Raw genomic sequence first — 15,096 nt, forward strand, 5'->3', positions numbered from 1 at the left:
ACTTCCGCCCGTCAAGGCTTGATGAGCCACCGCCCGGCATCTTCAAAAGCAAGCATTGCAGCCGGTAGAGGCAACCTTGCCTTACACCCTTGCACCTGACGAATCGCCAGCAAAGAATAGATAACGAAATTCAATGAATCCAGATAGAAAGTGGCTGCGTATTCTTTTCAGCCGGCATTTTTCGGCTTGTACATCAAGGAGCATCCATGTTCTCGATTCAATCTGCACGTAAGTTGGCCTCGTTCAGCCTGGCAATCTCGATGTCTGCTGTGTCCATCGCGGCAATGGCTGATGTGATGGTGGGTGGAGCCCCCATGCTGCCCTCCAAGGACATCATAGACAACGCAGTCAATTCCAAGGATCACACTACGCTGGTCGCGGCGGTCAAAGCTGCTGGCCTCGTCGACACGCTCAAGGGCCCCGGTCCATTTACCGTCTTTGCGCCCACCAATGCCGCATTTGATGCTCTTCCCGCTGGTACCGTCGATACGCTGCTCAAGCCTGAAAACAAAGACACGCTGACAACGATCCTCACCTACCACGTCGTCCCGGGTAAATGGGATGCCGCAGCACTCAGCAAGATGATCAAGGACGGCAAAGGCAAGGCCATGATCAAAACAGTCAGCGGTGGCACCCTGACGGCCAAGGCCAGCGGCAAGAAAATCATGCTGACGGATGAAAAAGGCGGCACGGCCACAGTGACCATTCCTAACGTCTATCAATCCAATGGCGTGATTCACGTGATCGACAAGGTTTTGCTCCCCAAATAAGCAAGCCTGCAGTTAGAGGTTCTAAACAAACCTCAGCTGAATATGGGACGCCCCTTGAAATCGACCGCAACACCACGGGCGTGATGATTGCGGTCGATGGCACGGAAATGCCTTTGGTCGACGGCTATTGAGACGAAAACTCAGTCAGCTTTCGTCGCCAGCTCTCCTGAGGTCGTCCGCAACTGATGCAACAAAGCTGACGCAGAGCGTGAGCACAACAAGCGCAAAACTGATAAGCAGCCATTTCATAGCAGCACCTGTCGATTTAAATTTCCAAACAGTATGCCTGCGCCAATTGGTTCCGCAGAGTAGTTGTTTACGCTCAGTCGGGTACATCCGGCAGCCGCCCGGTGCGGGCCGCGAGGCTTAGAAAGCAGAGATGCGCTCGCCCAGGATCACAGACAGCTCGCGCATCACATCGAGCTGGCGGCGCATGCGGGCCTGCTCTTCGGGGTCCAGCTGGCGGAACAAGGCATTGCGCAGAATGAACTCGTCCAGCCTGGTGATGCGGATGTCCAGCTCCTGCTTCTCATCCAGCACGCGCTGCTGGTGGGGCGGCAGCGCGCCGGCGCTGGCAGTGCCACCATTGATGCAGTGCTCCAGCATCTCCTTGGCCTGGCCGAAGTGCAGCAGGTTCGTGCCCGTGGGGCTCATGCCAGGGTGTGAAGAGCGGATGAAGGAGATGCCACAGTCAGGCGCAAAGTCAGCCGGCAGCGGCCAGGACAAGAAGCGGCCGACCATCTGCTCAGTGATTGCAATTTTGCTCATTGGGTTTCCTTGGTTTGGGGGATCACTGGCCAGGCTGCGCGGCAGGTTGCTGCATCAGCTGCGTGGCCATCAGCTCGGATTGCCAGCTCTGCATATCGCTGGCTGCACTGTCCGAATACTTTTCCAAGGGCTCGGGCGTACTCGATGAGGGCGGCGGGGGAAGCATCGGCAAGTCGCTGCTCGGCTTCGGACAGTTGCTTGCGCATGCCGTCACGCTCGCGGCGAGCGCGATCAGCAGCAGCCTGCAAACCGGCCTGCTTCTGGATGGCGTCATTCAGGGCTCCTTGGTATGTGGCGTTGACCGTGCGTTCGACGGCCAGCACGCGGCGGCCGGCGGCCGTGCGTTCATCGGCGATCTGCTCGCGGTATTGGATGGCCTGCAGGCGCTCGTCGGCCAACTCGGCACCCAGGAGCGCAGCCTGAAAGGACCAGGCCAGCGCCGCGCCGGCGGCAGCGGCTGCCAGGGATGCGTAGATGGTCAGCCGCGCCATGACAGGCCCCACTCGCAGAGCTCGGCATTCGCATCGCCGCGGATCTTCAGCCCGGGCAGCACCACGGACACGCCATCGACCGTGCCCTTGTTCCAGCGCACGTTTTCACGGCAGGCCTTGACCCAGTTGCCCGCGTTTGCATCGCGCCTCATGGTGCTGGTCTGGAATTTGCCGTCGCCCTTGTTGTGCAGAAAGTCGTAGAACGTAGCCTGCTGGAAGGGGTTGTAGCTGCCCCAGTAAGTCAGTGAGCGCTTGGCGATCTGCTCATACTGCACATAGCGCCTTTTCTCCAGGTGGAAACATTCTGCAGGGCTGTACCGCTTGCCGGCGACCACATCCTTGCCAGTCAGTCCATTGCAGACCGTCAGCGGCTGGCCCTTGCCCACCTTGTCCACGTAAGGCGTGCCGATGTGGCGATTGCTGGATTCATAGAACGCGGCCATGACCATGGCGATGCGCATGCCATCGGGCATCTCAGGGTCAGCCGCCACCGCCTGGATGTACTGATTCTGCTGAGCCTCGGCCGTCGCGGCCTGGTCCACGTAGTAGGTTCCACCGCCCAAGCCACTCAGCACCAGCAAAGCGCCGATGCTCGCGCGCAGTTGTGCTGGAATCTTGCTCATGGCGTGCCTCCTACGGCAGCCTTGGCCTTATCGCGCAGCTCCTGGCGGGCCTGCTCGTGCACATAGTCACGGCGCCACTTCCAAATCAGATAGGCCGCCTGCAGCGCCACAAAGGCGATGGTTGCCACCACGGCCCAATCACTGAGAGGAAGCCCGCCCAGCCGCGCTGCTCCGGCTGACGCAGCTCCTGGCGTAGTCTGCACAGCCGCGATGGCTATGTCTTGTTTTTGCTCGGCACTCAGATGCTGGTGAATGCCCAGCAGCGCCAGCATTGATGCGAGAGCTTTTTTCATGCCCCGGAGTGTTCCGGGGCTGGACTCAATGGTCGAACCCTAGAGGGGTGTACGCCCTACTGCAGGCCGCTATCGGCCAGAAGCAGTCAAAATGCAATTGCACTTTGAGTCTAGGAAGGAGATGGGCAAGTCATGCGTTGGGTAGCAATCTTTGAGCCGATGCCGCAAATGCACGCAATTCGTGAACAGTTCGAGCCTGCTCACTTGGCATATTTGAGAGCCAATCAAAAAGAAATTCTTCTAGCCGGAGGGCTTCGTGAAAATGAGAGTGCGCCATTCGGTGGCGGGCTTTGGGTACTTGCCGAAATGTCAAAGGCTCGTGCAGTAGAGCTAGTGGAACAAGACCCCTATTTCATTCACAGTAAGCGTGGCTATAAGCTCTTGCAGTGGGGCAAGGCGCTTCAAGAAATCTCCGTTACCTTGTAGCGCTCTCTACATCGACACAAATTTTGTGAGTCGGCTCAGGGTCGTTTCCAGTCCCTCCTCACTGATCAAGCGATCCGCTGTAGTTCCAGCCAACGCCGCCAGAGATTCCAGCCGAAGCCGACACCATGCTCCAGGCGCTGGCCACGCGCTGCGCCGAAGTCGTGAGGCCGATCTTGGCCGCCTCCAGGCGTACGGCATTGCTCTGAATCGCCACATCGGCATTGAGCTTGGCTGTCTGCAGGCTGATGTTGCTGCCGGCCTCGTACTGCTTGACGTCCGCTTCCCAGCGGCGCATATAGCTGGCAGCCTTGGCCTCGATGGCATTGGCGCTCACCTTGTAGCCGTCCACCAGAATGGCTGATTGCTTGGCCGCGGCGTCCATCTTCGCCACCTCGGCAGAAAGGCGCGCCTTCCAGCCATCCCACTCCAGGCCCTTGGCGGCAATCTTGGCCTGGGCCTGGGCAATTGCCACCCGGGCGCGCTCGGCCTGGGCGCTGGCAAAGGCGCTGTACGCCTGTACCTGGGATCGGTAGGCATCCTGCTTGATAGCCTCGCCCTGGGCGCGGGCCTTGTACAGCTCCACCTTGGAAGTCTCGGCGTTGAGGGTTGCCACAAAGGCGCGGATCGCTTCGCCACCGGCCTGAATTCGGGTCTGCTCCAGGCTCACCAGCGTCTGGGCGGCCTGCACGCGGGTCTTGTAGATTTCCACGGCCGCCATGCGTCCATCGATCTCGGCCTTGTAGCGCGCCACCAGTGACTGATTGATCTCGGCCTTGGTCTGCTCGGCCTGCAGCATGGCCTTGTAGACCTCGACCTTGTTCATCTCGGCCTTGACCACGGTTTCATAGGCCATGGCATAGGCACGGTAGCCATCCAGCAGTGCCTTGAAGCGCTCGAGCGCCGCGTTATGGGTCGCAATGCCATGGTCGGCCGTCGCCTTGGCTGCTTCAAACGACAGTCGATCCAGTTGCATGGCCTGGTCCATCAACTGGCCTTCCAGCGCCAGCCCTTGGGTGATTGCGTCCTTCACATTGGCCTGCTCCAGCTCGGCCTGCTTGATGGCGATATCGCGCGACAGGCCCGAAAGCTTGTCGTGGTACTCGCGCCGAGCATCGGCCAGCTGTCCGACCAGCACGCCAGACGGCAGCGGGAATCCGAGAGCCTCAGCCGCGCGCATCACCTCCTGCTCACGCGCCAGAGCTACCTGGGTTTCGCGGTCGCGCGAGCGATCCCAAATGGCCTGCTCTGCTTCGGGCTTCAGTCCGGTGCCGCCCTGAATGCGGGCACTGATTACGGCCTGCAGATTACTCAGCAGTTGTGAGGCATAGCCCGGCGCGCGCTTGAACTCGAATGGCGCGGGCTCCAGCAACTGCAGCTCGGGCATGTCATCCAGCTTGTCCAGCCAGTCCTCGTGCAGATTCACGCCGCCAAAGCTATGCGTGGTCAGCGCCAGAAACGCCGGCGCGTCCGGCAGGCTCACATCGGGCGCATCGGGGATGGCTACCTCGCGCATCTGGGGCAAGGCCGGGGCCTGGCCAATCACCAGCTCCGGAGCAGCACCAAAGTCCATGGCCGGCGGCTGCAGCTCAAAGGCGGGCACTTCCACATCGGGCAGGCCGGCCAGGTCCAGATCGCCCGGAATATTGCTCGGGGCGGTAAAGCCGACCTTGGGCAGCTCGGGCAGGTCCAGCACTTCCGGCAGGGATGGCGCCGCGATAGTGCCCCAGCGCACGCTGATGGTGGGGGTCGGCAGCACCAGGTTGTTGAAAGCGTCCTGCATCGACTTGGACTCGCGCACGGCCTGATCGGCCAGAGCAATCGAGCGCTGGTACTTGTCCTGAACAATCTCGGCCGGGCCGTTGAAATCAAACTCTGCCATCTCAAACTCTCCGTGTTTTGGACTTGACGCTCATCACCTCTACGCGATCCAGCGTGAAGGCCTGGCCGTTGGGGGTGCTCAGGCCGAAGCCCAGATAGTTCTCGCGAATACCCTTGCCCACTGGGCAGCGCGTCTGGTCACTGACGCGCAGGGGAAACGGGTAGCTCCAGCTCTGGCCAGGGCCGAACACCGTGAACCGGGCCTCGCCCTGCCCTCGCATGGACAGATAGACCATGGCAATCTGCTGCTTCAGGGTGTTTTCGCGCAGCGTGGCCGGCAGGCGCAGCTCAGTCGTGATCGGTAGGCCTGCATCGTTGTCGCCGCCAAAGGCAAAAAGACCGTCCACACCTGCGCAGTGCATGGCCGTGACGCTATCAAAATCATGGCGCGTGTACTCGCTGACGGCGCCGCTCAAGGTGTTGCAAACAATGGTGTTCATGGGTCTAGGCAGAGGCTATGAATCCGGTCATCTGGGCCGGGTTGATGGGGGCGATGGACGCCAGCGGAACGGGCGAGCCGCGGGGCGGAAGTGCCCAGGCTGCAATCACTTTGTCTTCCTGCAGCAGCTCCACAACGCCGGCTGCACTGCTGCCCTGCCAGCTTCCCGGGTCGATGACGGCGCGCACCGCCAACGTGGGCAAGGAATCAAGGCTGGGCCAGGGAAAGGTGTAGTTCTGGAGCGTGAGCGTGGCACCAGTGGTCACGAATTCCAGCGGCGCGTCATATGAGAGTACGTAGTAAGGCACATCGCAGCCCACAATCAGCCGCTCGCCATCGGGGCCAGTCGCCGGAAGCTGCCCCTTCTCGAACATGGGCTGGTATTCGGACGGCACAGGCCGCTCCAGATCCTGGGTGGACAGCCAAGAGCCTTTGCCGCCAGACACAGATGCCTCGGAGACGCCAGCCAGCGCCTGGCGAAAGAACACCTGCCCCTTGCGTTCAAACACCACAGCAGCTTTGGTACCACTGGTTGTGACCGTGCTCTCGTCATTGGCACCAGCAGGCACACGCACATGCTCCAGCTCTGGATCATCTTGCAGGCTGTCCAGCATCGCGCGAATGTCGCGGTTCACATGGCCCAGCTCCTTGCCTGTCAGCTCCGCAATCTCACGGCTGCTCATGGTCAGCGGCAAGGCCGCCGGTGAAAGTGTCGAAATCAGACTCATCGGCCAGCCCACACCACAAAGCTGCTGATCGCGGCGCAATGGGCTCTCACCGGCTTCGGCCTCTTCTGCCTGGTCGGCGCGGCCGTGGTGATGGCGCTCACGCCAGAAGCCTGGCCCCTCTAGGCCTTCAGCTTTGAAGCTGAACGCGATTTTTGAACAGGAGATCTCATGCTGAAGACGATTGTTGACTCCCTGCTGGTCATCGTCGGCGCCCTGCTTTTGGCGGCCTGGCTGTCCGCGCCAGATGCCCAAGCCGATGAACCCCAAACCATCACACAAAGCCTGCGCGACGAGTTCGCCTGCCCCGGCATGCATGCCGAGTGGCTGGATGACAAGACCGTGCAATGCCTGAAAGAGCGACCGTAACTGCTGACAACCAGCGCCAGCAACTGATCACCTATTCATAGATTTTCTTGAACCGGGCCGCGCGCCCACATCAATGAATCAACGGCCCGCCGACCAGCGGGCTTTTTCTTTGGAGGCTCCCATGAGTCTGACTTTCGTGAATCACAACGGCGACCCCATCACCGATTCCCGCATGGCCGCCATGCGAGCTCAAGGAATGGAGCTCGAGCGCCAGCGCCGCCTGGCTGCCAAAGCGGATGCGGTGTCAGTGCACAAGGGCTGGCGCGTCTCTGGCATCAAACCCGGAATGCTGGAAGAGGCAAAGCAGGCGCACGAGCGGCTTTGCTAGATGGCGCAAAAGGCGGGAGGCAAGCCGCCGGAGCCCTTTGATGAAGGTGCATGGCTGCGCACCGCCAAGCGCACCGCAGTGCGCAGCAAGCCCTACCCCCTTCAAGAAGCCGCCCAGCTCTGCAAAGAGTTGGCCCTCAAGAATGGCTGGCTTGAGGTGCAGCTCCAAGAAATAAAGAAGGTGATTGCTTGAACGCCAGAATGAACCTCAGATACAACAGCTGCCGGACAACGGGTTAAGCACCCTGACTCTTCTCAAGGAATTTATAGAGGGCCGTGAGATTCTCAAGTGCTTTTCTGACCTTTCGTGTCCGAGCATCTGCTTTTAACGCCTGAGCCTCACGATCCTTTTCTATCTCGCACTCACGGATTGCCACTCGCGAATAGGCTAGCTCAGCCAAGATCGTGAGCAGCGAGACGACTGCCGCGGGGTGGGGGTTTGAACCAAGGAGTGTACGAATTGACTCCTCCAGACCTTCTATTCGCTCAATGCTTGAACTAGGAGGTCGATCTTTTGTCCCGCTGAGCTTCCTTGACAGATCTATGAGGGCTGCGTAGGCATCTCGCGCTGCAAAAATGCAACCCCAAACAGAAGCTAGTTCAGCCTCTGTCTGAACACGCCGCTGCTGCGTATCGGCATGAGCAATCTGCTTTGCAACATATCGACCAGCGAAAAAAATCGCAGCAATTCCACCGATAGCCTGAACCCAGCTCGCCATCTCGGATGAATTCGACGGCAACCAAATTGATGTACTGGGAAATGCAAGCAATAGTGCGGCAATGCCTATCGAAACGTAGATGGAAGTCAATAAGACCAGCCTGCCGTCAATTTTTACTGTGACAACCATTACCCCTCCAATTTTTGGAGGATGGTAGCCCACCCAAAAACCACAGCCCGCCACTGAGCGGGCTTTTTGCTTTCTGGAGCCCTATGCTTGCCCCTTAATGCTCTCGTCACAAAGATTACCTAACCCTGCACAGGTGATGTCTTCTGCGCGGCTCGGTGATGCGCCAGATATACCTTCTGCTCGTCTGTGAAGGAACCAACATGCATCTGTGGATCAAGGCCCCAAGCCAGCATTGCCTTCACAACCGCCGGGCTCGCCGTGATGATCGAACCATCATCATTGAAGCTGATCAGGTGACGATCGAACAAGCGATCGACGTGGGGAGACAGAAAGAAGCCGTTGTGGCCGTCCAAACGTTCTTCGTTGGTGCAGTCTTTCCAAGGCTTTATGTGACTTGCCACGAGCAGTCGCAGATCGGTCACGCCCGTGAGGCGGCACTGCTTCTCAAGCTTCTGCAAATTAGTGCGATAGACCCCTTGTCCGCGGCGAGCCTTGATTAGCTGGTCGACTTCAGTACTGGGCAGCACTGTGGACTCGATCAACTGCTTTTGCACCTGGTCCTCTTCAAACTCAGCGATTTCTTCGTCGCGATCGACTAAGGCTGAGTGGTTGGCCATTCCTGCCAGCTCAACAATCGCGTTGCCCAGATCATCCGAGATTGCTGCCAGATAGACCCCTTGATTGCCATTGCCGTTGTCTTGAATGGGTGAATACTTTTCAGGCAGCTTGTCGACGAGCTTGGAAATGTGGTCCTTGGGTTTGAACGGTACTGGAAGCGGCACCCAGGAAACTGGCACCAGCCATCCTTCTGGATGCCAGGCATCTCCTGCAGCACCGAAGTCCTCAGGCTTCGCTTCATCACGATAGACCGAGGTAGCCACACCAATGGCTTTGATATACCCATCTGCGAAGGAAACCACCGTGTCTCCTGGCTTCACCAATCGGAGGTTTTCGTAGGTCTGATTAAAGCCGCCATTGGCTTTCCGTTTGGGACTCCATATATACCGCCCGGAAATTTCAGACTTGAATGTCTGCTTGTGATTTACCCACCAATAAGCCATTGCCCTCTCCCTTTTGGGCACTGATCCTAACCCTTCACAGCCCGCCACCGCGGGCTTTTCTCATTCTGGGAGCCACCTATATGCAAGACAAGATCCCCGACGCTCTGATTGCAGCCTTCGAGCGCCACTACGACGCAGACTGGAATCTCAATCAGCTGCGCAATGAGCGCCTCGCTTGGCGCGCAGCATGGGCAGAAGCAACAAAGCCCTGCCTGCACCAGATCACTGAGCCCCAGGCAGCGCCCGAAGCCGCGGCTGTGCCTGATGAACGTGAGGCGTTTGAGAAGTGGGCCTCGTTTGTTGGCTACAGCATCAAGAGGTGGCAAGCTGATGCAAACCTCTATGAAGACAATGGAACAGAGGATGCTTGGATCGCATGGCAGGCCCGCGCCGCGCTTGCTGCCACCCCGGCAGCAGCTGCGCGTTTGAGCCGCGCCGAAGCAGCGATCACCATTCGCAACCTCAAGCGAGAAATTGCCGAGAAGGAAGCAGCCGCGCCAGTGGTGCTGCCTGAGCCTGACGCTTACATGGATTCTGAAGACGCGCATCGCGTTGAAACATCATCCGACTGGGTTGTGACCGGCGACAGGCGTGCGCCCGATGATGTTGCGCTGTACACCGCCTCCACAGTGCGCGCCCTGCTGGCTACTGCTACCGGACTTCCCGCGCATGCGGTGCCCGCCTTCTGCCACGTTGCCTCGTTGAAGCTCAAGAACCTGCAGGAGCGCGGCTACCAGATCACCGGCTATGCGATCGAGAAGCCCGTCGAAGGCGCGCAGCCAGAGCGGGGATTCATCAATCATGGCGGGTTCGTCGGCTGGTGGTGGGATGGTCAATCACCCATGGTGCAGCCTGGCGCGTTCGATGCGCTGACACCAGCAGCGCGCGATGTGCTGGCCGAGCGTCAGCGCCAAATCACGCAGGAAGGCTACGACCCGCAGCACGACGACGACCATGTGAACGACGAGATCGCGGCTATGGCTGCTCTTTTCATCATGCCCGAAGGCTCGCGCGAATGGGATGCCACCAGCACCAGCTACGGAGACACACTGGCCGAGGCCCTATTGCCCGGCGACTGGGAAATGCCGAACTTTGGCGATGACCGCCGGCGTCAGCTGATAAAAGGCACAGCCATGGGCCTGGCCGAAATCGAGCGCATCGACCGCGCCGCTATCGCGGCAACAAAGGGGGAGTGATGTTCTTCGACCTACCCTCAGACAAAACATGCATCCATCCGGAGCATGACCCGCCGACAGGCCTCTACATCCCGCCAGGAAAGGGATACCGGCATGTCTGCCCCGCCTGCAAGACGGTCAAAGACGTTATCCCTCCGCAGTATTCACTCACCCAGCGCTCCCAGACGCAGAAAGGCCAAGCATGAGCCGCCGAGCCCGCGACCGAAGCGGCAAGCGCGACAGATGGCGCGAACCTATCGACCACCCAGAGCCCCGCCACTGAGCGGGGTTCTGCTTTTTTGGGAGACCTCATGGCAACCAGCGCCAGCACCGTGGGCCTGCCAGAAGACAAGGCCTACATCGCCCACCACTTCAACTGCCCTACCTGCTGCGCTGCCGGGCTATCCGGCGGCAAGCAGGCGCGCTGCCCCCAAGGCCAAACGCTGTGGGACGAATACAACCGCGCCACTGGCTTCAGCAACAAAGCCAGCAGCACCCTTCATGCACTGCATCGCGCCGGGATGCTGGACGGCATTGATCACCAGCCCAGTGAGGCTGGCCGCAAATATTTCACCGCACAGAAAGCAAAATCATGACTGCTACAGCGACCCCATTCCCCTTCATCATTCTGTCCAAGGAGGCCGCGGCGAAGGCCTTAACCATTTCCATCACCACTTTTGAGAGCGAAGTGCGCTCCAAGCGATACCCTCCGGCGCGTGAAATCTCACCTGGTCGCATCGGTTGGCTGTATGAAGAGCTGTTGGCTGTAGCTCGTAATCTGCCCGTGTCACACGGATTGCCGCCACGCAACAGCGGTTATGGGCGCGCAGGCAAAGCCAAAGAAGCCAGTTCCTCCAGGCGCTGATCAACCTTGCCGAGCCAGTAAATGCGCTCGGCATCATAGGAGTAGGCGTTGTAAGTGCCTTCGATCTTCTCTGGCATATGGCCCACGATGGCCTCCGCAATCTCCTTGGGGCAGCCTAGCGCGGAGAGCATGGTGCGTGTTGTGCGACGCAAGTTATGAGCGCTCCAGTCCGTCACAGGCAAGATCTTTCTCACTCGCCCCTTGCGCTTTGACTTCGGGCTATATGGCTGCAAGTCGTAGAGGTATCCCGAAAAAGTGTGGGTGCTGTAGCGATTGCCTGTGGCACCCACAAACAAATTGCCTTCTTCGTCTGCCTCCCTCCGGCGACGTTGAATTATTTCTCGGGCCCGGCCAAGCAGCGGAACCCGTAAGTCTGTCGCGTCAGGGAAGCGCGCATTCTTGGTCAGCGCCTTCGGGATCGTCCACCACAGGACGCCATCCTTTTCAGCAAGGTGCTCGACATTCATCCCAAAAATCTCAGACCCTCGGGTACCCGTCCACAAATACAGAATGACGGCATCCATGCCGATCGCTTGCATATTGGGCAGCCAATTCAGCAGCACACCAATTTCGTCGTCGGTCAAAAAGCGCCTACGCCGGCCGATGTGCTTGCCACCCATCTTCTTCCCCTTGGACAGCAAGCGCCCTTTCTGGACTGATCGCCACCAGTTCGGCGTTTCCCCAGAAATACGGCCTGCGTCTAAGGCATAGTCCCAGGCGCCGCCAAACATGGAGCGCAACTTCTGCGCTGCACATGGTGCGTCAATTTTTTTGACTTCAAGGATTCCAAAGGCGATCTGTCGAGTGACGGAGTCTGCGGGCATGTTGGCAAAATCTGGGTTCGCCTCAAACAATCGCAGAAAGGCACTTTTCGCGGCAGCCAGACCTTCAGGCTTTCGCGAATGGGCCAGATGCCCGTCCACATAGTCCTGCGCCAGACGCTTCACGCTATAAACAGCCTCCTCCTGGGGAAGCAAAGCCTTTTTGCTCTCTTCTTTGGCCTGCTTACGCTGCTCGACAATATTGACACCCGCCTCACGGTCAGCGCGGTACTTCGTCCATATGCCAAGCGCCTCCTGAATGTTCATCTCAGGCCAAGACCCCAGCTTGACCTGCTTGAGGCGACCCGCAACATCTCGATAGCGATAAGTCCAAGTCTTGGACGATTTAACTGCCACAAGGCGTAGGCCTGGGCATCCCTCAACGGCTAACACCTCACCGGGTGCAAGCAGCTTGGCTGCGCGAACGTCAAAGTACATAACTTCCTGACCCCTCGGCCTTAGCCTCAACCATACCCAATCAAACTCGTCCGTATAGGGAAAAAAGTTAGTATAGGTTTTAGTATAGGTTTTGTGGAATTTATGCAGTTTTCAGAGGAGAACCGCCGTTCTACCATTGAACGACGCCCGCGTCTGAGACGAAGCCACGACTGCAGCCGTCCTCGACAGGCCCACAGTTCCAGGCTGCGAGCTTGGGCTATCGTACATCATGGCTGTGTGGCCTCCGTTCAAAATCGGAGCATTTGGGCATTTTTTTGCCTCGGAGTTTCCCCGAAAGCAGGGTTTTGAGGACAAGCCTTTCTTCCTCTTTGTTAGGGACACTCAGGTCACGACTGCCTAGCCTCAAATCACATGGGTAAAATTGTGCGGGATCAAAGAGCCTGCATTCAACTACTGCTCCAAGCGTCGAGCACAGTCCTCGTCCTGGAGCGCTCAAGGCTCGATATGGGCAAGCAGATTTTTCTCTCGTTTTGAGCTTGACCAGGATCTTCAATAATTTCTGTAAATACTGGCCAAGCACTGACCGCCCCTGCCAAACCATGCCACTTTGCCTTTGCGATTTTGCCCTGACCGCTGACCGCCCTGCCCTGTCTGAATTGCAGGCGGCCAAGCAATGGAAGATGGCCCATGGAGCAATGGCATGACAGAGCAACAGCTATACGACCTGGCTCCTGCACTGGAGCTGATGGCTTTTGGCCTGGCGCTGGCCCTGGGACCTTTATGCTGGGTCTGGTGGCGCAATCGCGGCACGGGTTCCGGCAGACGCCTTCAGGCGCTATGCGTGCTGACATTGTTCCTGACCTTCGATCTGGTTCTATTCGGCGCCTTCACACGGCTGACAGACTCGGGCCTGGGCTGCCCTGACTGGCCTGGCTGCTATGGCACGGCCAGCCCTATTGCAGCGCATGCCCAGATCTCCGAAGCGCAAGCTGCCATGCCGACCGGCCCGGTCACCCATGGCAAGGCCTGGGTGGAAATGATTCACCGCTATCTGGCGACCACGGTCGGCGTGCTCATCATTGCCATGACAGTCATGAGCTGGAAGCAGGCACGGGCCGCCAGGCGCAAGGGTCAGCATGCGTCTTTCAGCGGAGCGGCCAACCCCTGGTGGCCGACTCTGGCTCTGGTATGGGTCTGCATACAGGGCGCTTTCGGCGCCTTGACGGTCACCATGAAACTGTTTCCGGCCATCGTCACGCTGCACCTGCTGGGCGGTACCGGCTTGCTGGCATTGCTGGCCATTCCTGCATCGGGCCTTAGCCAGCAGCAAGCTGGCCGCTCTCCGGCCCTGATCGCCAGACGCTTGCGCATTGTGCTGTGGCTTTGCCTCGCGCTGCTCATCGTCCAGGTCAGCCTGGGCGGCTGGGTCAGCACCAATTACGCCGTGCTGGCATGCACGACCTTCCCCGGCTGTCAGGGTGGCTGGTGGCCAGCCATGAATTTTGCCGAAGCGATGCAGATCTGGCGCCCTCTGGGCATGCTCAAGGACGGCAGCCACATCAGCTTCGAAGCGCTGACCGCTATTCACTACACCCACCGTCTGGCGGCCTATGTGGTGGTTGTGGCACTGGCTGGTCTGTGGTGGGCATTGCGCCATGCTCCTGCACTGGCCAAGCAGCGCCAGTTGCTGGGATTTTTTGCAGTGCTGCAAGTTCTGACGGGTCTGTCCAACGTGGTGTTGGACTGGCCCCTGGTTGCGGCCGTGCTTCACACCGGTGGAGCCGCGGCCCTGGTAACGATTGTGGTCTGGAGTCTGGCCGTGACGCGCGCAAATGCCGTCGCCGCCCCCGGGCCCGAAATGGCGCGCCGCCCAGCCTGAGGCATAGCGTAAAAGAGTGATTGCATGAGTCAAAGTGAAGCCTTGTTGAATAACACCTCGCGAATCAGCCAGTTCTATGCACTGACCAAGCCGCGCGTGGTGCAGCTCATCGTGTTCTGCGCCCTGATCGGCATGGTGCTGGCCGTTCCTGGTTGGCCCACAGCCAATCAGTGGATACATATGGGCGTTGCCTGCGTCGGCATATGGCTGGTTGCGGCTGCCGCTGCGGCCTTCAACTGCCTGGTGGAGCGTCATATCGATGCCAAGATGAAGCGCACATCCTGGCGCCCCACCGCGCGCGGCGAACTCTCCAGTCAGCAGGCACTGGCCTTCTCGGCCATTCTCTGCATGATTGGCGCCACGATTTTGCTGGTCTGGACCAATGCGCTGACGATGTGGCTGACACTGGCCACCTTTGTCGGCTATGCGGTGATCTACACCGTGGTTCTCAAGCCCGCCACGCCACAGAACATCGTGATCGGCGGAGCCTCTGGCGCCATGCCGCCCGTGCTGGGCTGGGCCGCCATGACAGGCAATGTCGGCCCCGAGGCGCTGATTCTGTTCCTCATCATCTTCCTCTGGACTCCGCCCCACTTCTGGGCCCTGGCCCTGTACCGCGTGGAGGACTATCGCCAATCCGGCCTGCCCATGCTGCCCGTGACCCATGGCAGCGAATACACGCGCCTGCAGATTCTGCTCTACACCGTTGTGCTGTTTGCAGCCGGTCTGCTGCCCTTCATGTACGGCATGAGCAGCTGGCTGTATCTGTTCGCGGCTGTCGTTCTGGGTGCAGGCTTTATCGCCTATGCCGTGGCCCTGTACCGCAATTACTCGGACGAGCTGTCGCGCCGCACCTTCCGTTTTTCACTGCTTCACCTGAGCCTGCTGTTTCTCGCCCTGCTCGTGGATCACTACTTGTTCATGGCCTGACCTTTCAAG

Annotated in this window: 19 protein-coding genes; 9 read left to right on the forward strand and 10 right to left on the reverse strand. The window is 59.2% G+C overall.

The annotated features are described in order from the left end of the window. Positions 1 to 206 precede the first annotated feature (206 nt). Positions 207 to 770, forward strand: a complete 564-nt coding sequence (locus P353_RS09600; RefSeq protein ID WP_034368521.1) for a fasciclin domain-containing protein — start codon at positions 207 to 209, stop codon at positions 768 to 770. Between the two features lie 366 nt (positions 771 to 1,136). On the opposite strand, the gene P353_RS09605 is transcribed toward P353_RS09600, so the two are convergent. The 4 genes from P353_RS09605 to P353_RS09620 are packed head-to-tail and all read right to left on the reverse strand — an operon-like array spanning position 1,137 to position 2,945. Next, positions 1,137 to 1,538 carry a crAss001_48 related protein gene (locus P353_RS09605; protein ID WP_232776389.1) on the reverse strand — a complete coding sequence of 134 codons (402 nt, stop codon included), beginning with the start codon at positions 1,536 to 1,538 and terminating at the stop codon, positions 1,137 to 1,139. Beyond that, entirely contained in the window at positions 1,535 to 2,029 is a 495-nt protein-coding gene (locus P353_RS09610; RefSeq protein ID WP_034368523.1) for a hypothetical protein, read from the reverse strand. The genes P353_RS09605 and P353_RS09610 overlap by 4 nt, the downstream gene beginning before the upstream one ends. Further along, positions 2,017 to 2,652 carry a lysozyme gene (locus P353_RS09615; protein WP_034368526.1) on the reverse strand — a complete coding sequence of 212 codons (636 nt, stop codon included), beginning with the start codon at positions 2,650 to 2,652 and terminating at the stop codon, positions 2,017 to 2,019. The genes P353_RS09610 and P353_RS09615 overlap by 13 nt, the downstream gene beginning before the upstream one ends. Then, a complete protein-coding gene (locus tag P353_RS09620; RefSeq protein ID WP_045839765.1) occupies positions 2,649 to 2,945 on the reverse strand; it encodes a hypothetical protein in 297 nt (98 codons plus the stop codon). Before P353_RS09620 ends, P353_RS09615 begins: the two co-directional genes overlap by 4 nt. Before the next feature lie 132 nt (positions 2,946 to 3,077). Between P353_RS09620 and P353_RS09625 the strand changes: the two genes are divergently transcribed. After that, positions 3,078 to 3,371 (forward strand): YciI family protein, encoded by a 294-nt coding sequence (locus P353_RS09625; RefSeq protein ID WP_034368531.1) that lies wholly within the window; start codon positions 3,078 to 3,080, stop codon positions 3,369 to 3,371. Positions 3,372 to 3,429: 58 nt separating this feature from the next. Here P353_RS09625 and P353_RS09630 read toward each other — a convergent pair whose 3' ends face one another. The 3 genes from P353_RS09630 to P353_RS29890 are packed head-to-tail and all read right to left on the reverse strand — an operon-like array spanning position 3,430 to position 6,416. Then, on the reverse strand, positions 3,430 to 5,250 hold the full coding sequence (locus tag P353_RS09630) for a hypothetical protein (RefSeq protein ID WP_034368534.1): 1,821 nt from the start codon (positions 5,248 to 5,250) through the stop codon (positions 3,430 to 3,432). A 1-nt stretch (position 5,251) separates the two neighbouring features. Further along, positions 5,252 to 5,689: a hypothetical protein gene (locus P353_RS09635; RefSeq protein ID WP_034368537.1), complete on the reverse strand. Its 438-nt coding sequence runs from the start codon at positions 5,687 to 5,689 to the stop codon at positions 5,252 to 5,254. 4 nt (positions 5,690 to 5,693) lie between these two features. After that, positions 5,694 to 6,416 (reverse strand): hypothetical protein, encoded by a 723-nt coding sequence (locus P353_RS29890; protein ID WP_080750504.1) that lies wholly within the window; start codon positions 6,414 to 6,416, stop codon positions 5,694 to 5,696. Between the two features lie 168 nt (positions 6,417 to 6,584). Between P353_RS29890 and P353_RS09645 the strand changes: the two genes are divergently transcribed. From P353_RS09645 to P353_RS29900, 3 genes are all read left to right on the forward strand, one after another. Continuing rightward, on the forward strand, positions 6,585 to 6,782 hold the full coding sequence (locus tag P353_RS09645; RefSeq protein ID WP_034368543.1) for a hypothetical protein: 198 nt from the start codon (positions 6,585 to 6,587) through the stop codon (positions 6,780 to 6,782). Between the two features lie 121 nt (positions 6,783 to 6,903). Next, positions 6,904 to 7,110, forward strand: a complete 207-nt coding sequence (locus P353_RS29895; RefSeq protein WP_232776391.1) for a hypothetical protein — start codon at positions 6,904 to 6,906, stop codon at positions 7,108 to 7,110. Beyond that, entirely contained in the window at positions 7,111 to 7,302 is a 192-nt protein-coding gene (locus tag P353_RS29900; protein WP_232776393.1) for a hypothetical protein, read from the forward strand. It abuts the gene before it with no gap. 43 nt (positions 7,303 to 7,345) lie between these two features. On the opposite strand, the gene P353_RS27540 is transcribed toward P353_RS29900, so the two are convergent. Together P353_RS27540 and P353_RS09660 are read right to left on the reverse strand one after the other, a co-directional pair. Next, positions 7,346 to 7,957, reverse strand: a complete 612-nt coding sequence (locus tag P353_RS27540; protein WP_157839587.1) for a hypothetical protein — start codon at positions 7,955 to 7,957, stop codon at positions 7,346 to 7,348. A gap of 119 nt (positions 7,958 to 8,076) precedes the next feature. Then, positions 8,077 to 9,018: an HNH endonuclease signature motif containing protein gene (locus tag P353_RS09660; RefSeq protein ID WP_034368545.1), complete on the reverse strand. Its 942-nt coding sequence runs from the start codon at positions 9,016 to 9,018 to the stop codon at positions 8,077 to 8,079. Between the two features lie 80 nt (positions 9,019 to 9,098). Between P353_RS09660 and P353_RS27545 the strand changes: the two genes are divergently transcribed. Together P353_RS27545 and P353_RS09675 are read left to right on the forward strand one after the other, a co-directional pair. Next, complete coding sequence (locus tag P353_RS27545) at positions 9,099 to 10,214, forward strand: hypothetical protein (RefSeq protein WP_052084815.1); 1,116 nt, start codon at positions 9,099 to 9,101, stop codon at positions 10,212 to 10,214. Positions 10,215 to 10,504: 290 nt separating this feature from the next. After that, positions 10,505 to 10,789 carry a hypothetical protein gene (locus P353_RS09675; RefSeq protein ID WP_034368549.1) on the forward strand — a complete coding sequence of 95 codons (285 nt, stop codon included), beginning with the start codon at positions 10,505 to 10,507 and terminating at the stop codon, positions 10,787 to 10,789. Positions 10,790 to 11,009: 220 nt separating this feature from the next. Here P353_RS09675 and P353_RS09680 read toward each other — a convergent pair whose 3' ends face one another. Then, the gene (locus P353_RS09680) at positions 11,010 to 12,317 is read right to left on the reverse strand and encodes a tyrosine-type recombinase/integrase (RefSeq protein ID WP_034368551.1); all 1,308 of its coding nucleotides are present in this window, start codon (positions 12,315 to 12,317) and stop codon (positions 11,010 to 11,012) included. Between the two features lie 661 nt (positions 12,318 to 12,978). On the opposite strand from P353_RS09680, the gene P353_RS09685 reads away from it, so the two are divergent. After that, the gene (locus P353_RS09685) at positions 12,979 to 14,157 is read left to right on the forward strand and encodes a COX15/CtaA family protein (protein ID WP_034368714.1); all 1,179 of its coding nucleotides are present in this window, start codon (positions 12,979 to 12,981) and stop codon (positions 14,155 to 14,157) included. A 24-nt stretch (positions 14,158 to 14,181) separates the two neighbouring features. After that, positions 14,182 to 15,087, forward strand: a complete 906-nt coding sequence (gene cyoE, locus P353_RS09690; RefSeq protein WP_003062379.1) for a heme o synthase — start codon at positions 14,182 to 14,184, stop codon at positions 15,085 to 15,087. Positions 15,088 to 15,096 lie beyond the last annotated feature (9 nt).

The organism is Comamonas testosteroni (assembly GCF_000761245.1).
Taxonomy (GTDB): Bacteria; Pseudomonadota; Gammaproteobacteria; order Burkholderiales; family Burkholderiaceae_C; genus Comamonas; species Comamonas testosteroni_C.

Coding starts and splice junctions, on each gene's coding strand:
- P353_RS09600 (WP_034368521.1), top strand. CDS start 207: ATGTTCTCGATTCAATCTGCACGTAAGTTGGCCTCGTTCAGCCTGGCA.
- P353_RS09605 (WP_232776389.1), bottom strand. CDS start 1,538: ATGAGCAAAATTGCAATCACTGAGCAGATGGTCGGCCGCTTCTTGTCC.
- P353_RS09610 (WP_034368523.1), bottom strand. CDS start 2,029: ATGGCGCGGCTGACCATCTACGCATCCCTGGCAGCCGCTGCCGCCGGC.
- P353_RS09615 (WP_034368526.1), bottom strand. CDS start 2,652: ATGAGCAAGATTCCAGCACAACTGCGCGCGAGCATCGGCGCTTTGCTG.
- P353_RS09620 (WP_045839765.1), bottom strand. CDS start 2,945: ATGAAAAAAGCTCTCGCATCAATGCTGGCGCTGCTGGGCATTCACCAG.
- P353_RS09625 (WP_034368531.1), top strand. CDS start 3,078: ATGCGTTGGGTAGCAATCTTTGAGCCGATGCCGCAAATGCACGCAATT.
- P353_RS09630 (WP_034368534.1), bottom strand. CDS start 5,250: ATGGCAGAGTTTGATTTCAACGGCCCGGCCGAGATTGTTCAGGACAAG.
- P353_RS09635 (WP_034368537.1), bottom strand. CDS start 5,689: ATGAACACCATTGTTTGCAACACCTTGAGCGGCGCCGTCAGCGAGTAC.
- P353_RS29890 (WP_080750504.1), bottom strand. CDS start 6,416: ATGAGTCTGATTTCGACACTTTCACCGGCGGCCTTGCCGCTGACCATG.
- P353_RS09645 (WP_034368543.1), top strand. CDS start 6,585: ATGCTGAAGACGATTGTTGACTCCCTGCTGGTCATCGTCGGCGCCCTG.
- P353_RS29895 (WP_232776391.1), top strand. CDS start 6,904: ATGAGTCTGACTTTCGTGAATCACAACGGCGACCCCATCACCGATTCC.
- P353_RS29900 (WP_232776393.1), top strand. CDS start 7,111: ATGGCGCAAAAGGCGGGAGGCAAGCCGCCGGAGCCCTTTGATGAAGGT.
- P353_RS27540 (WP_157839587.1), bottom strand. CDS start 7,957: ATGGTTGTCACAGTAAAAATTGACGGCAGGCTGGTCTTATTGACTTCC.
- P353_RS09660 (WP_034368545.1), bottom strand. CDS start 9,018: ATGGCTTATTGGTGGGTAAATCACAAGCAGACATTCAAGTCTGAAATT.
- P353_RS27545 (WP_052084815.1), top strand. CDS start 9,099: ATGCAAGACAAGATCCCCGACGCTCTGATTGCAGCCTTCGAGCGCCAC.
- P353_RS09675 (WP_034368549.1), top strand. CDS start 10,505: ATGGCAACCAGCGCCAGCACCGTGGGCCTGCCAGAAGACAAGGCCTAC.
- P353_RS09680 (WP_034368551.1), bottom strand. CDS start 12,317: ATGTACTTTGACGTTCGCGCAGCCAAGCTGCTTGCACCCGGTGAGGTG.
- P353_RS09685 (WP_034368714.1), top strand. CDS start 12,979: ATGACAGAGCAACAGCTATACGACCTGGCTCCTGCACTGGAGCTGATG.
- cyoE (WP_003062379.1), top strand. CDS start 14,182: ATGAGTCAAAGTGAAGCCTTGTTGAATAACACCTCGCGAATCAGCCAG.